We start from the raw sequence: 13,938 nt of genomic DNA, 5'->3' as shown, positions 1-13,938 counted from the left end.
ATGAAGAGGAGCACTATTGGACAATCCAATCTTCAGGTAAGCGAAATCGCTCTCGGCTGTATGTCGATCGGCACGGAAGAGACGACGGCCGTTCGGATTATTCACGAAGCGCTGGACAAAGGCGTGAACCTGCTTGATACAGCCGATCTCTACGACGCCGGGCGCAATGAGGAGCTGGTCGGACGGGCTATCCAAGGGCGGAGGGAGCAGGTCGTCCTGGCGACAAAGGTTGGCAACCGGCGAGTTCCCGGCCAAGAAGGATGGGTATGGGATGCGTCAAAAGCTTATATTTTGTCAGCGGTAAAGGACAGCCTGAAGCGGCTTGGGACGGATTATATCGACTTGTATCAGCTTCATGGCGGCACGCTGGAGGATAACATCGACGAAACGATCGAGGCGTTCGAGCAGCTGCAGCGGGAGGGCGTTATCCGGTATTACGGGATTTCTTCCATCCGCCCCAATGTGATCCGGGAGTATGCGGCACGGTCGAATATCGTCAGCGTAATGAGCCAATACAGCCTGTTCGACCGGCGTCCCGAAGAGGAAGTGCTGCCGCTTCTTGAGGCAAAAGGCATCAGTGCCATCGTCCGCGGAGCAGTAGCAGGCGGGGCGCTGACAGAAGAAGGAGAAGCCAAGCTGGCCAAAGGTTATCTTGGACGGGATGAAGCGGAGCTGCGTGAGCTGCGGACGCGTTTAAAAAAAGCGGCTGACCGGCCGCTGAACGAGACGGCGCTCAAATACGTGCTGGCTTCGCCGGCTGTAGCGGCCGTAGCGGCTGGAGCGAGCTCGGTAGAACAGCTGCGCACCAATGTGGCGCAGGCAGCCGGGAGCCCCCTGACGCCGGAAGAGCTGGCCGCGGTGCGCGCCGCCGTGCCGGCGAACAAGTATACGCAGCACCGGTAGGAGAGCAGCGGGGGGAAACGTGAGTGGGACGGCGGACGGAGCAAAAAATGCCGGCACTGCAGGAAGGCTGGCCTGGGGGCAGGGTCCCCGTAATGCGGTGAGGCCCAGCCTTACTGCGGCAAGAGTGTACCGTGGCAAGGCGCCAATAACAACGGTGGGGGCCAGTCCAGCCAAGCGGCTTGGGGCAGGCGCAGGTCTTGGCAGGCGGGGACCAGCCCTGCCGCAGCAAGGACGCGCCTGAGGCATAGCGCCGTATAGGCGAAGGGGGGACCAGCCGTTCCGGCGGAAGGGCTGGATGGACTTCGCTGCAAGAAGCAGAGAAGCCGCCTGTCAGATAACGAAACAGCTACCGGCCAGACAACAAACAGCCCTATTTGGAAGCCGGCGAACCTGAAACGATCAGGTCCGCCGCTCCAAATAGGGCTAAAGCGGCTAAAAATTAAATAAACAAATTGATTCCAGACTGGTCGGCCTGGCCGAGGTAGTAGCCGACGCCAGCGACTTTTACCCCATCCAGCAGTTCTTCTCTGGTAATCCCCATCACGTCCATGGACATCTGGCAGGCTACCATTTCTACTCCTAAGCCGCCAGCGGTATCAATCAGCTCCTCCAAGGAGGAAATGCCGCGGCTGTTCATCACCCCGCGGATCATATGCGAGCCAAGTCCCAGCATGTTCATGCGGGAGAGCTGGAGTTTGCGGCTGCCGCGCGGCATCATGGCGCCGAACATGCGGCCCATAAAGCTTTTGGCTGCCGGTACCTTCACCGGCTTGCGGATGACGTTTAGTCCCCAGAAGGTGAAGAACATCGTTACTTTTTTTCCGCTGGCCGCGGCTCCTGTCGCCAAAATGAAAGAGGCGATCGCTTTGTCCAAGTCGCCGCTGAAGACAATCATGGTGCTTCCATCGTCCGCTTTGGCGGGCGGCACAATAGGGGCGGCATCCGTCTCGCGTAACGGAGACGGCGGCTGGTCTGCGGCTTGTGCTTCGGTTCCGGACGCAGCTTTACCGACTACCGCCTCGACCAGCCCTGCCGCTGTCTTATTGACGCTGTACAGTCTGGCCCCGGACATATTCGCCCATGCGCGGACATCCTCGTAGAAGCCCGGATCGGAAGCGGTGACACGCAGCGTCCCGCCCGCTTCCAGCCGGTCCATCTCCTGCTTCAGCCGGATGAGCGGCCCCGGGCAGCTGAGCCCGCAGGCATCCAGTTCGGCATCAATCTGCGGTTGTGCCCGGTCAAGGGGAGCCGCAGCTACTTTCGCCGGGGCGGCTTCCTCCCGGTACAGCCGGGCGGATTCGCCTGCTGTGGAGCCGTTCTGGTAGAGGCCGACCGGATGGCCGCTGTTCGCATAGGGACTGCCTGCATGGGAGGCACCTGAATCAGCCGATAATGCAGCAGTACCTCCTGCAGCAGTATCTGCTGCATTATCGGCTCCAGCATTCAAGCTGCCCGTACCGTCTACCCCTCCAGGCAAGGAGGCCCCTGGCTGGTAAGCGAAGTGCTGGTAGGTTTTGTAGCCGCCGGTCAGATTGCGCACACGGTACCCTTTTTGCGCCAGAATCCGCGCCGCGGTGTACCCGCGCAGCCCTACCTGACAGTACACCCAGATCTCCCGGTCCGGATCAAGTTCGTTTAGCCGGGAGCGAAGCTCATCAACCGGGATATTCACCGAACCGGGAATATGCCCGCTGCCGTGCTCCAGCGCCGAACGGACATCGACCAGCAGGGCCGATCCGGCATCGCGTGACGCCAGAGCGGACGGCACGTACACCTGCACTCTGCCCGCTGTAATATTCTCGGCCGCGTAGCCCGCCATATTCACCGGATCTTTTGCGGAAGAGTAGGGAGGAGCGTAAGCCAGCTCCAGTTCCGTCAAATCGGTGACCGAGCCCCGGAAACGGATAACAGCCGCGATGTCGTCGATCCGTTTGTCAACGCCTTGGTAACCGGCAGCCTGAGCGCCAAGCAGGGTGCCGTCCGGAGCGAACAGCAGCTTGATCGTCATCGGAACGGCGCCGGGATAATAACCGGCGTGTGACCCCGGATGTACATAAGAGACATGGTAAGGCAGATTCAGGCGTTTCAGCGTTTTTTCGCTGCTGCCGGTCGCCGCGCCCGTCAGGCCAAACACTTTTATGATCGAGGTGCCCTGCGTTCCTTTATAGACCGTACCGAGCCCGCAGACATTATCGGCGGCGATCCGGCCCTGCTTGTTCGCGGGACCCGCCAGCGGCACAGCCGTCTTGGTTCCGCTAACGAAATCCGTTACTTCAACGGCATCGCCTACCGCATAGACATTTTCCAGATTCGTCTCCATCCGCTCATTGACTCGAATGTGGCCGCGAGGACCGAGCTCAAGCCCGCTGTCCCGTAAAAATTCAGTGTCGGGCATAACGCCAATCGCGAGGATCACCATGTCGGCCGTCAGCAATTCACCGCCGCCCAGCCGGAGTTCAACTTGTCCCGCCTTGTCCGCAAACGAATCCGCCGTTTGGGATAAAACAAGCCGGACGCCCTGCTGCTCCAATTCTTTAGCTACGATCCCGGCCATCTCCGGATCGAACGGCGCAAGCAGCTGGGGGCCGCCTTCCACCAGTGTAACTTCAAGGCCCGCTTCCTTCAGATTTTCGGCCATCTCCACACCGATAAAACCGCCGCCAATTACAACCGCGTTCCGGGTGGACCGCTCCTGCACCTTGGCTTTGATCCGGTCGATGTCCGGAATGTTCCGGACCGTATAAATTTCGGAATGGCCGATTCCCGGCAGATCCGGACGTATCGGCTTGGCGCCGGGGGAGAGGATAAGCGCGTCGTATAGTTCCGTGTACTCGCCGTGTTCCCGGCTGCAAACGTGGACAGTCCGGGTCACCGGGTCGATCCGGGTAACTTCGCTCTCTGTCCGGACATCCAGATTAAACCGCTGGCGCATCGCTTCCGGCGTCTGAACGAGCAGCTTGGAACGGTCCGTAATCGCGCCGCCGGCATAATAGGGAAGCCCGCAGTTGGCGAATGAAATGTAGGCTCCGCGCTCAAACATTACAATGTGGGCCTCCTCGTCCAGCCGGCGCAGCCGGGCCGCGGCGGAGGCTCCGCCGGCGACGCCGCCGACGATCAGCACTTTTTTGCTCATTTCAATCCCTCCTCGCCCAGAACCGCGGAGACCAGAGCGCGAACCCGCTCATCCGCAATACGGTAATACATCTCCAGTCCTTTCCGCTCCGCTTCGACAATGCCCATGCTGCGCAGCTTCTGCAAATGCTGGGATACGGTTGACTGGGGCAGGTCCAGACATTCCTGCATATAGGAGACGTTGCAGCTGTCTTTGGTCAGCAGCCCGCGGACGATGCATAGACGGACGGGGTGAGCCATTGCCTTCAGCAGCTCGGCTGCTTCGTTATACGCTTTAAAGTTATTATCCATGAGTAGTTCCCCTTTAAAATAATCGTTATATCGTAATATTAGGATATAGCGATTAAAAAATCAAGCACCGGTCAGTATTGAATTGCTGCCGCAGGCTATAACCCTTTAACTTCGGCGGTTTGATCCGGCAAACTGTTTCCGTTTAACTTCGGTGAACTTAAGCCAGGAAACTATGAGCCGTAGAATCAATCTTTGCTTGGTCCTGCAGGCTAAAGCTAGTTGCTGTCGATTTTTGAGTCAACCCGGAAAATAATTATCGTCTTAATTCGACAGCAAATGCACAATCTGATTGGGTGTTATTTCGACAACAGTTGTGAAAATCGACATCATACGGTTTTGACGGCATACGCCGGCAAATGCAAGCCAGGGGGAGAGGCGGCTCCTGCACCTATCCCGTGAAAGGCGGCACCTGCGCCTATCCCGGCCTGCGTCCGGTCCGGAAACCGCGCGGTGTCTGCCCGGTCTCGCGTTTAAACATATTGCAGAACTGCGCGTCGTTTACGAAACCGGCCTCGGAGGCGATTTCAGAGATATGCATCTGGGTGTGCTGCAGCAGCGATTTGGCATAATCCAGCCGCTTCAGGAGAAGATAGCGCAGAGGTGACAACCCGTAACGTTCCTTAAAAATATGCCGGAACCTATCGTAGCTGTAGCCCGACATTTCCGACAGCGTCTCGACGGACAGTTTGTGCCGGTAGTGTTCGTTCATATAGTTCATCACGAATTGGATCCGGTCCTCGGACGGCACCGGCAGGCTCCCGGTACCCAGCAGACGCAGCAGGTGGAGCGTAATCTCGCTCATCTGCAAGTTCATCAGTTCAGCGAAGCCTTCCCGCTTGCGGCTGAATTCTTCCTTCATGCGCTGCATCGTATGCCTGACCATCTCCTCCCGGTCATCTTCATACACGCCGGATAAAGCGGCCAGTCCGGCAGACTCGGCGTTGAACCCGACGAACAAAACGGCTGCGTCTTCGCTGTGGTTTTCGTCGTGCTTGTGATCGGGCGGAATAAGCGCAAAGGTGCCGGGCCGGAAATGATAGCTGCGCGCGCCGATGTTGGTGGTGCCAAGGCCCTCCAGGTAATAGACCAATTCAAAGCATTCGTGCTGGTGCGGAGGGATGTAAGTACCCTTTTCATGCTCCGCACTGACGATATATAGGACGCGATCCATGCTGAACCTCCCGAATAAATTTACTTTTAGCCGAATCCTGCAAAATAATGACCGAAAGTCTATAACCATTTGTCTGAATATTTGTTATGATCGTATCAATTAAACCGAAGATTCGCAACCTGACTGGCCATCTCGTTCGGATTTTGACCGGTTTAATGGATGTGTATTACAGCGATTGTCCGTTTTTATCGAGTTTTTGTTCATTTTGGTTTCTTATGCGATTTGGTTTTGGCGTTCATCTCCGACAATTGACGACACAGATCATACAACAAATTACGTCAATTTCAGCGCAGGTGGCGGTCATGATTCGACAATTACAAAACAGGGGTGCATCGATTCAAATGAAAAAGAACTGGTTGGCTTTACTGATTACTGCAATGCTTGTTCTCGTCACCGCATGCGGCAACAACGCTTCAAACACCAAAGAAGGAGCGGAAGCGCAGAGCAGCGCGGCTCCGGATGGCCCAATGAAGGTAGTCCTGCTGATTCCAGGCACGCTGGGCGACAAATCGTTTTTTGACGCAGCCAACAGTGGACTGGAGAAAGTAAAAGAGATCCTTGGAGCAGAAACCAAAGTCATCGAGATGGGCACCGACAAAACAAAATGGGAACCTACTTATAATGATATTGCAGCAGAAGACTGGGACGTAATCATCTCCGGCGGTTCTGAAATCACCGAAATTTTTAACGCCACCGCGGAAGCTCACCCGGATAAAAAATTCATCAACTACGACACCGACATCGAAGAAGCGCCGGCCAATGTATACAGCATGTCTTATGCAACAAACGAAGTATCCTTCCTGGCTGGAGCTACAGCGGCGCTGATCTCCGAATCGGACATGCCTAAGGCAAATCCTGAGAAGGTAATTGGCTTCGTCGGCGGCATGGACATTCCCGGCATCAACGCTTTCCTCATCGGCTACATCCAGGGCGCACAATATGTGGACCCGGACATCAAAGTCGCCGTATCGTACGCAGGCGATTTCGTCAACCCGGCCAAAGGCAAAGAGCTGTCGCTGATTCAGTACAACTCGGGCGTCGACGTGATTTTCAACGTAGCGGGCGGAACGGGACTCGGCATTTTTGACGCCGCTAAGGAAAAAGACAAATACGCAATTGGCGTTGACTCCGACCAGGCGACACTGATCAAAGGTACAGATCCTGACAAAGCCAATCTGATCGTAACCTCTGCCATTAAAAAGATTGATTCCGCCATCCTGCGGGCCGTGACCAAGCTGCAGGAAGGTTCGCTGGAAATGGGCAAACGCGATGTGCTCGGCTTCGTTGAAGACGGCGTTGGCATTGCCGACAACGATATCTACAAAGCGGCTCTTTCGGCCGACCTGCAAACAAAGGTCGAAGAAGTTAAGCAAGCCCTGATCAATAAAGAAGTGACCGTAGCTAACGCGATGGGCATGGAAACCTCTGAAGTTGAGGCAATCCGTAACGGCGTGAAGCCGTAACAAACGGCGGTTAGCCCGAACCCCCCCGCGTATCACCGGAGGCCTCGCGGCTACCGGAAACACATGCAGCTTGGATCTCCCTCCCGAAAGCCGGGAGGGGCCGGCTGTATATTTTTTGCACATTTAAGCTTAAGCGAAAGGCGTTGATGATCACCATGCAGGGCCCTCTGCTGGAAATGCGCGGCATTACCAAAGTGTATCCGAACGGCGTAGTCGCTAACAAAGACGTGTCGTTTTCGCTTCGCGAAGGGGAAATTCACGCTATCGCGGGCGAAAACGGGGCAGGCAAATCGACCTTGATGAAAATCATGTTCGGGCTGGAAAGCCCGAGTGAAGGAGACATCGTGCTGCGCGGGGAAAAGGTCAAGCTCCTGTCGCCGCAGGATGCGATTGACCGGGGCATCGGAATGGTGCATCAGCACTTTATGCTTGTTCCTTCGTTTACCGTAGCGGAGAACATGGTGCTGGGCATGGAGCCGACCAAAGGCGCGGGCATTAATGTAGCGGAAGCGATCCGGCTGACCGAGGAGACGGCGCGAAAATACAATCTTGCCGTAAATCCGAAGGCAAAAGTCGAGGATTTGACGGTGGGTATGAAGCAAAAGGTAGAGATTCTCAAAGCGCTGCTGCGCGGCGCGGAGATTCTCATTCTGGACGAGCCGACCGCAGTGCTGACGCCGCAGGAGACCGAAGAGCTGTTCCGCGAGCTGAAGCAGCTGAAGGAGCAGGGGCATACCATCGTATTTATTTCCCACAAGCTGAAGGAAGTCAAAGCCATTTGCGACCGGATCACCATCCTGCGCGCCGGGCGCAGCGAAGGTGTGTTTGAGGTCAAGGACGTAACCGAGCAGGAGATTTCCCGGCTGATGGTGGGGCGCGACGTCGTGCTGAAGTACGACAAAACGGGCCGGGATTTCGGCGAACCGATCCTTTCGGTCAGCGGCCTTGGCGTAGGCGATCCGGACGGCAAACCGCTGCTGGACGGCATTGATTTTACAGTCCGGGCCGGCGAAATTGTCGGCATTGCGGGCGTGGAAGGCAACGGCCAAAGGGAGCTGGTCCAGGCGCTGACCGGCGGACTGGCCGGAACAGCCGCGAAGGGGAGCGTCACGGTTCGGGGACAGGATATCGTCCACCTCGACATCCGCGGCATCCGGAAGCTGGGCGTGTCCTACATCCCGGAAGACCGGATGCGGCAGGGTGCCGCGGCCGACGCCAGCATTTCGGACAACCTGATTTCCACCCGTTATACCGATCCGGAAATCCAGTCCGGCGGCTTCCTGAAAGGCACGCGGATTACCGCGCTGGCCGGCTCGCTGATCGAAGCGTTTAAGGTGCGCTGCTCCGGGCCGTCCCAGCCGATCGGCATGCTGTCGGGCGGCAATATGCAGAAGGTGGTCGTCGCGCGGGAATGCTCGACATCGCCAAAGCTGCTTATTGCCGAACAGCCAACACGGGGCGTGGACGTCGGAGCGGCAAGGCTGATCCACGAGCAGCTGCTTGCGCTGCGGGATCAGGGGAGCGCTATCGTGCTTGTATCGGCCGATCTCAATGAAATTTTAGAAATCAGCGACAGTTTGCTGGTCATGTATGAAGGGCGGTTCGCCGCTTATTTCGAGGACCCGTCTTCGCTCAGCGAAGAGGAGCTGGGTCTGTATATGCTGGGCATCAAACAGCAGGACGAAGAGCAAATCGGGAGGGCCGCGCAATGTTCAAAGTAAAATATTTTGAAGTGTTCCGGACGGCGGCTGTTATCGCTATCGCGCTTGTGCTGGCTTTTCTGATCATCTCGCTCGTCAGCGACGCTCCGCTTAAGACGATTGGAATCTTCCTGTGGGAACCGATTTCGACAACGGGGCATCTCGGTAATGTCATTGAAATGGCGATTCCGCTGATGTTTACGGGGCTTGCGGTATCGCTGCTGTTCCGGGCCAACCTGTTTAATCTGGGCGCGGAAGGGATTTTTTACATCTCGGGTATTGTTTCCTCGATTATCGCCATTCATCTGGGCATGAGCGGCTGGCTGCATCCGGCCGTCGCCATTTTGGCAGGCGCGCTGACAGGCGCGGTGATCTCCGCGATTCCAGGCATTCTGAAGGCCAAGTGGAATGCGAATGAGCTGGTAACGTCGCTGATGTTCAACAGCATTTTGTTCGGCATCGGTCTGTATATTCTGAATTACCACCTGCGGGATGCGAAGGCGTTCGCCAACGTCTCGTTCAAATTCCAGCCCACTGCACAGCTGGACAAAATCATTCCCGGCACGCGGATTCACACCGGTTTGATTATCGTGCTGGTGCTGATCGTGCTGGCCCATATTTTCCTGTACCGGACCAAGTGGGGTTATGAGCTGCGCATGACGGGCGCAAACCGCCAGTTCGCCGGCTATTCGGGTATCCGGACCGCCAAAGTGATTATTCTGGTGCATCTGATCGCGGGTTTTATCGCCGGCATGGGCGGCTCGGTCGAAGTGCTGGGCATGTACAGCCGGTTCCAGTGGACTGCTCTTCCGGGTTACGGGATGGATGGGGCGCTGGTGGCAATGTTGGCGAAAAACAACCCGCTGTCCGTCATATTAGCCGCGCTGTTCCTGGCGTATATTCGCATCGGCGCGGACATGATGGCCCGTCTCTCCGACGTGCCGTCTGAAATGATCTCGATTATTCAAGCTGTTATCATCCTGCTCATCTCCGCGGAGCAGTTCCTGAAATTCTGGAAAAACCGGATGCTGCTGAAGGAGGCGAAGGAAGCGTGAACCAGCTGCTGAATGTCATTTTGACGACGGATTTCGCTTTTTCCGTGCTGCGCGTGACGACGCCGATTTTGTTCGCCGCGCTTGGAGCGCTGATCTCCAACCGGGCCGGCATCATCAACATCGGGATGGAAGGCATTATGCTTGTTGCGGCGCTGTTTGGCGTAATTGCGAGTGCATATACCCACAGCGCGTGGGCGGGGCTTGCGATCGCCGTTATGGCGGGGACGCTGATCTCGGGGGTTTTGGCCTTTTTTACCTTGAAATTCAAAACGCATATTATTCTCGGCGGTGTAGCGATCAACATGTTCGCTTCGGGGGGAACGGTCTTCCTGCTTTATCTCATCAGCGGGGACAAAGGTTCGTCCACCTCGCTGCCCAGCAAAGTGCTGCCAAGTATCGATATTCCGCTGCTGAAGGACATCCCGGTGCTGGGGCCGATTTTTTCGGGACATCATATCTTGACCTACTTGTCGATTCTGTCGGTGATCGTTGTGTATTACATGCTGAAGCGTACACCGCTTGGCCTCCGGATCCGTTCGGTTGGGGAAAATCCCCATGCGGCCCAGTCGGTTGGCGTCAGTGTGGTGCGCACCCAATATATCGCGCTGCTGCTTAGCGGATTTTTTGCGGGGCTCGGCGGGGCGTATATGTCCATGGGCTACTTGTCCATTTTCACCCGTGACATGGTGGCTGGCCGGGGATGGATCGCGATCGCGGCGGAATCGATGGGCCGGAGTACAACGGTGGGCACCGCGTTGACCTCGCTGCTGTTCGGCGCGGCCGATGCGCTGTCGAATGCGCTGCAGGTGCTGAAGATTCCGGCGGAGCTGATTGCGACGCTGCCTTATGTGGCGACGGTGATCGGCCTGGTCGTCTACGCTGTGTCAGAAACGAGAAAAAAGAACAAAAAGCTGAAGGGCTCGGCGGCCAAATAACGCCCGGGGTCCGGTACGGCCGGGACGGCAATCGTCCCGTGATTAACATACAAGGAGCGACAACGCTATGGCTGTACCTATCATCATTGACTGCGATCCGGGGCATGACGACGCGATCGCGATTCTGCTTGCATTGGCCCACCCGGGCGAGCTTGACCTGATCGGCATTACCACGGTCGGAGGCAACCAGGTGCTGGACAAAATTACGGACAACGCGCTGAAGCTGCTCAGCTTCGTGGGCGCTGACGTGCCCGTGGCGAAAGGAGCGGCGGGGCCGCTGCTCGGCTCGCTTGTTACGGGAGCGGAAGCGCACGGCGACTCCGGCATGGACGGCCCGGTGCTGCCGGCCAGCCGCTTCCGCCCGGTGGAACAAGGCGCGGTGGAGTTTATGCTGGAGCGGATCCGCTCCTCCAAGGAGCCGGTTACGCTGGTGCCGATCGCTCCTTTGACCAATATCGCTTTGCTGCTGACCGCTTACCCGGAAGTGAAAGAAAACATCCGGGAAATTTCCCTGATGGGCGGAGGCATCGGGTACGGCAACGTAACCCGCACGGCTGAGTTCAATATTTACGTGGATCCCGAGGCTGCGCGTATCGTATTCGACTCGGGCATTCCGATTACGATGAGCGGCCTGGACGTAACGGATAAAGCGGCGATCTTTGACGACGAAATTGCCGGACTGAAGACGAAGGGGCCGGTGTCTACACTGGTCGGCGAACTGCTCGATTTTTATTCCATCTACGGCAAAAAAATGGGCTTTGTCGGCAGCGCGCTGCATGATCCGTGCGCCATCGCCTGGCTGCTCCGGCCCGAGCTGTTCCGGTCGGAGACGCTGAACGTCCGGGTCGAGACGGAGGGTAAGCTGACCCGGGGAATGACTGTTGCCGACCGGCGGAAGAAACCGGACGTGCCGGCAAACGTCCGCGTCCTGACGGACGTTGACCGCGAAGCGTTCCTCGCGCTGATCTTCGGCGCGCTGGAGAAGCTGGACGAACAGGTGATCCGGGAGAGGGGGTAACCGAATGGCAGGTTGGGAACGGCTGGCCGAGACGGTCAGGCTGGAGCTGGTCCAGCGCGGAGAGGAAGGCTGCCAGACCGAAGGCTTGGCGGCAAAGCTGGCTGCCGCCGGGGAAGACGACACGGCGCTGATGGAGCTGTACGGAGAGCTTATGGCGCTTGAAACGGCGGACGATTTTCCATACGAAGAGCCGTCCGGGCTGGAAGAGATTCGCGCCCTGCGGCCCGAGGGGCCGCGCCGGTTAAGCGCCGGCTTCAGCGATGCGGAGTGGAAGGACAAGTTCTACGGCGCCTGGCTCGGCCGCAGCGTCGGGTGCGCGCTTGGCAAACCGCTCGAATATCTGGATTACCTGTACGGCAAAGACGGCCGCCAGGGCTGGGAGAATATCGAGCTATGGTTCCGGGGCGCGGACGCCTGGCCGATCAAAGGTTATACGCCGGGAACTTCGCGGGCGCAGGCGGAATACGGCCTCGGGCTGAACGACTGGTCTCCGATGAGCGTCCGTGAAACCATCGCCTATATGGAGAGCGACGACGATATCCGGTATACGGTCCTTGGTCTGCTGCTGCTGGAGCAAAAGGGGCTGGACTGGGATTCCTGGGATATCGGCAAGCTGTGGCATAAGCATCTGTCATATAGTCAGGTGTGTACGGCGGAAACCCAGTCCTACCTAAACTTTGCCCATGAGACAAGCCACCTGCATGGAGACAAGCCTGGGGATTGGCCTAAGCGGCAGGAGCGGGTGCGGATGCATCTGAACCCGTACCGGGAGTGGATCGGTGCGGCTATCCGCGCGGACGGGCTCGCCTACGGCGCTGCCGGTCATCCTGAGCTGGCGGCTGAGCTGGGCTGGCGCGATGCGTCATTCTCCCATGTAAAAAACGGCATTTACGGCGAAATGTTCGCCGCCGCCATGATCGCGGCCGCTTTTGCCGAACCGGATAGCGAACGTATCGTTGAAATCGGCCTAAGCGAAATACCGCGGACGAGTCGGCTGGCGCAGGCGGTCGTTGAGGCGGTCGACATCGGACGCCGGGCGAAAACCGAGCGGGACATCTATACCGCGGTCTGGGAGCGCTTCGGACATTACGATGCCGTCCATACAATTAACAATGCCGCGCTTGTCGCCGCTTCGCTCGTTTACGGCGGGGACGACTTCGAGAAGGTCGTCGTTACGGGCGTGGCCGGCGGGCTGGACACCGACTGCAACGGGGCGACGCTCGGCTCGATCATGGGTGCGAAGCTGGGCGCATCGCAGCTGCCGCCGTCCTGGACGGAGCCGCTGAACGACACGCTGTACGCCGATCTGATCGGATTTCACCCGATCGCGATTTCGGCGTGCGCGGAGCGCAGCTACCGCGTGTTCCGGAAGCTGAGCGGGGGTGCCGGGGCATAAAGTTGCAGGGCATTACGTTGCCCTTTCGCCCTGTCCAGCGTCCGTTTCGCGTCAAATCAAGTTCAACATCATTTTCCGCGTCAAGTAAAAAGCGGTCCGCAAGTCATTAAGCTGATGACTTGCGGGCCGCTTTTTTTTTGCAGATCAGGTTGGTTTGATAAGAGGAAGGTGCTTTTGGCAATAATTCTGGAGAGCGGAATCGCCGGCCGCCGGACCAGGGGCTTTCATCGCTTTCATCGGTTTCATCGGCCTATTCTTCTGCTATTCCTTCGTCCAGTCTGATTTCAGTTGGCCCGGCCGCCCCCCCGTTTATATTCAAGCAGATCACCCGGCTGACAATCCAATATATCGCATATTGCTTCGAGGGTAGAAAAACGAATGGCCCTGACTTTGCCGGTCTTCAAATTGGACAGGTTGACGTTAGAGATACCGGCACGGTCGGCCAAGTCGTTTAAACGCATTTTCCGGTCAGCCAGAACCCGGTCCAGGCGAATGATGATCGGCATATGGATTCAGCTCCGTCATTAGGGATAGGTGTAATCATCATTAACTCAACTTTCTCAGCTGGAAAAATGGCATAGATCCTTGAGTGAGTAAGAAAAATTCAATAGATTTACTTGTATTGACAAAAAACACCTCACTTGTTAGGGATCGTGGTATGTGACCAACCATGTCAACAAGAAGGTGCGAACTCCACGTTATAACAACATTCCCTGCCTGAACACCGTCTCGCCTTTTCCAAACTTTGGAGGCGTTTTGAAGCAGCTTTGCATTGTCCTCCCCTATGATTTTTTTGCCGGACTCAGGGGAGCCTATTTGCTGATTATTCAGCGTTTTGGCAAAGAGACGGACTCAGATTCCCTTATTTACGAGG

The 13,938-nt window shown here is 57.1% G+C and carries 11 protein-coding genes; 7 read left to right on the top strand and 4 right to left on the bottom strand.

All coding sequences use genetic code 11. The features are described 5' to 3' along the window. Positions 1–903: an aldo/keto reductase gene (locus ACE6ED_RS28215; RefSeq protein ID WP_410830786.1), complete on the top strand. Its 903-nt coding sequence runs from the start codon at positions 1–3 to the stop codon at positions 901–903. A gap of 439 nt (positions 904–1,342) precedes the next feature. Here the strand turns inward: ACE6ED_RS28215 and ACE6ED_RS28210 are convergent, their stop codons facing one another. The 3 genes from ACE6ED_RS28210 to ACE6ED_RS28200 form a co-directional block, all read right to left on the bottom strand. Beyond that, complete coding sequence (locus ACE6ED_RS28210; RefSeq protein WP_410830785.1) at positions 1,343–4,036, bottom strand: FAD-dependent oxidoreductase; 2,694 nt, start codon at positions 4,034–4,036, stop codon at positions 1,343–1,345. Next, positions 4,033–4,326: an ArsR/SmtB family transcription factor gene (locus tag ACE6ED_RS28205; protein WP_410830784.1), complete on the bottom strand. Its 294-nt coding sequence runs from the start codon at positions 4,324–4,326 to the stop codon at positions 4,033–4,035. The genes ACE6ED_RS28210 and ACE6ED_RS28205 overlap by 4 nt, the downstream gene beginning before the upstream one ends. Before the next feature lie 415 nt (positions 4,327–4,741). Further along, entirely contained in the window at positions 4,742–5,497 is a 756-nt protein-coding gene (locus ACE6ED_RS28200; RefSeq protein ID WP_410830783.1) for a helix-turn-helix domain-containing protein, read from the bottom strand. Between the two features lie 341 nt (positions 5,498–5,838). Here ACE6ED_RS28200 and ACE6ED_RS28195 point away from each other — a divergent pair, with 341 nt between their 5' ends. The 6 genes from ACE6ED_RS28195 (at position 5,839) to ACE6ED_RS28170 (ending at position 13,064) form a co-directional block, all read left to right on the top strand. Continuing rightward, positions 5,839–6,960 (top strand): BMP family ABC transporter substrate-binding protein, encoded by a 1,122-nt coding sequence (locus tag ACE6ED_RS28195; protein ID WP_410830782.1) that lies wholly within the window; start codon positions 5,839–5,841, stop codon positions 6,958–6,960. A 146-nt stretch (positions 6,961–7,106) separates the two neighbouring features. After that, positions 7,107–8,681 (top strand): ABC transporter ATP-binding protein, encoded by a 1,575-nt coding sequence (locus ACE6ED_RS28190; RefSeq protein ID WP_410830781.1) that lies wholly within the window; start codon positions 7,107–7,109, stop codon positions 8,679–8,681. Then, positions 8,669–9,715 (top strand): ABC transporter permease, encoded by a 1,047-nt coding sequence (locus tag ACE6ED_RS28185; RefSeq protein ID WP_410830780.1) that lies wholly within the window; start codon positions 8,669–8,671, stop codon positions 9,713–9,715. Before ACE6ED_RS28190 ends, ACE6ED_RS28185 begins: the two co-directional genes overlap by 13 nt. Continuing rightward, positions 9,712–10,650 carry an ABC transporter permease gene (locus ACE6ED_RS28180; protein WP_410830779.1) on the top strand — a complete coding sequence of 313 codons (939 nt, stop codon included), beginning with the start codon at positions 9,712–9,714 and terminating at the stop codon, positions 10,648–10,650. The genes ACE6ED_RS28185 and ACE6ED_RS28180 overlap by 4 nt, the downstream gene beginning before the upstream one ends. Before the next feature lie 67 nt (positions 10,651–10,717). Continuing rightward, complete coding sequence (locus ACE6ED_RS28175) at positions 10,718–11,668, top strand: nucleoside hydrolase (RefSeq protein ID WP_410830778.1); 951 nt, start codon at positions 10,718–10,720, stop codon at positions 11,666–11,668. A gap of 4 nt (positions 11,669–11,672) precedes the next feature. Further along, on the top strand, positions 11,673–13,064 hold the full coding sequence (locus ACE6ED_RS28170) for an ADP-ribosylglycohydrolase family protein (RefSeq protein WP_410830777.1): 1,392 nt from the start codon (positions 11,673–11,675) through the stop codon (positions 13,062–13,064). Positions 13,065–13,348: 284 nt separating this feature from the next. Here the strand turns inward: ACE6ED_RS28170 and ACE6ED_RS28165 are convergent, their stop codons facing one another. Then, positions 13,349–13,570: a helix-turn-helix domain-containing protein gene (locus tag ACE6ED_RS28165; RefSeq protein WP_410830776.1), complete on the bottom strand. Its 222-nt coding sequence runs from the start codon at positions 13,568–13,570 to the stop codon at positions 13,349–13,351. Positions 13,571–13,938: the final 368 nt, after the last annotated feature.

The organism is Paenibacillus nanchangensis (genome assembly GCF_046543445.1).
Lineage (GTDB): Bacteria > Bacillota > Bacilli > Paenibacillales > Paenibacillaceae > Paenibacillus_AQ > Paenibacillus_AQ nanchangensis.
The sequence above is the reverse complement of the archived record's forward strand: the minus strand, read 5'-3'. Positions and strand labels throughout refer to the sequence as shown.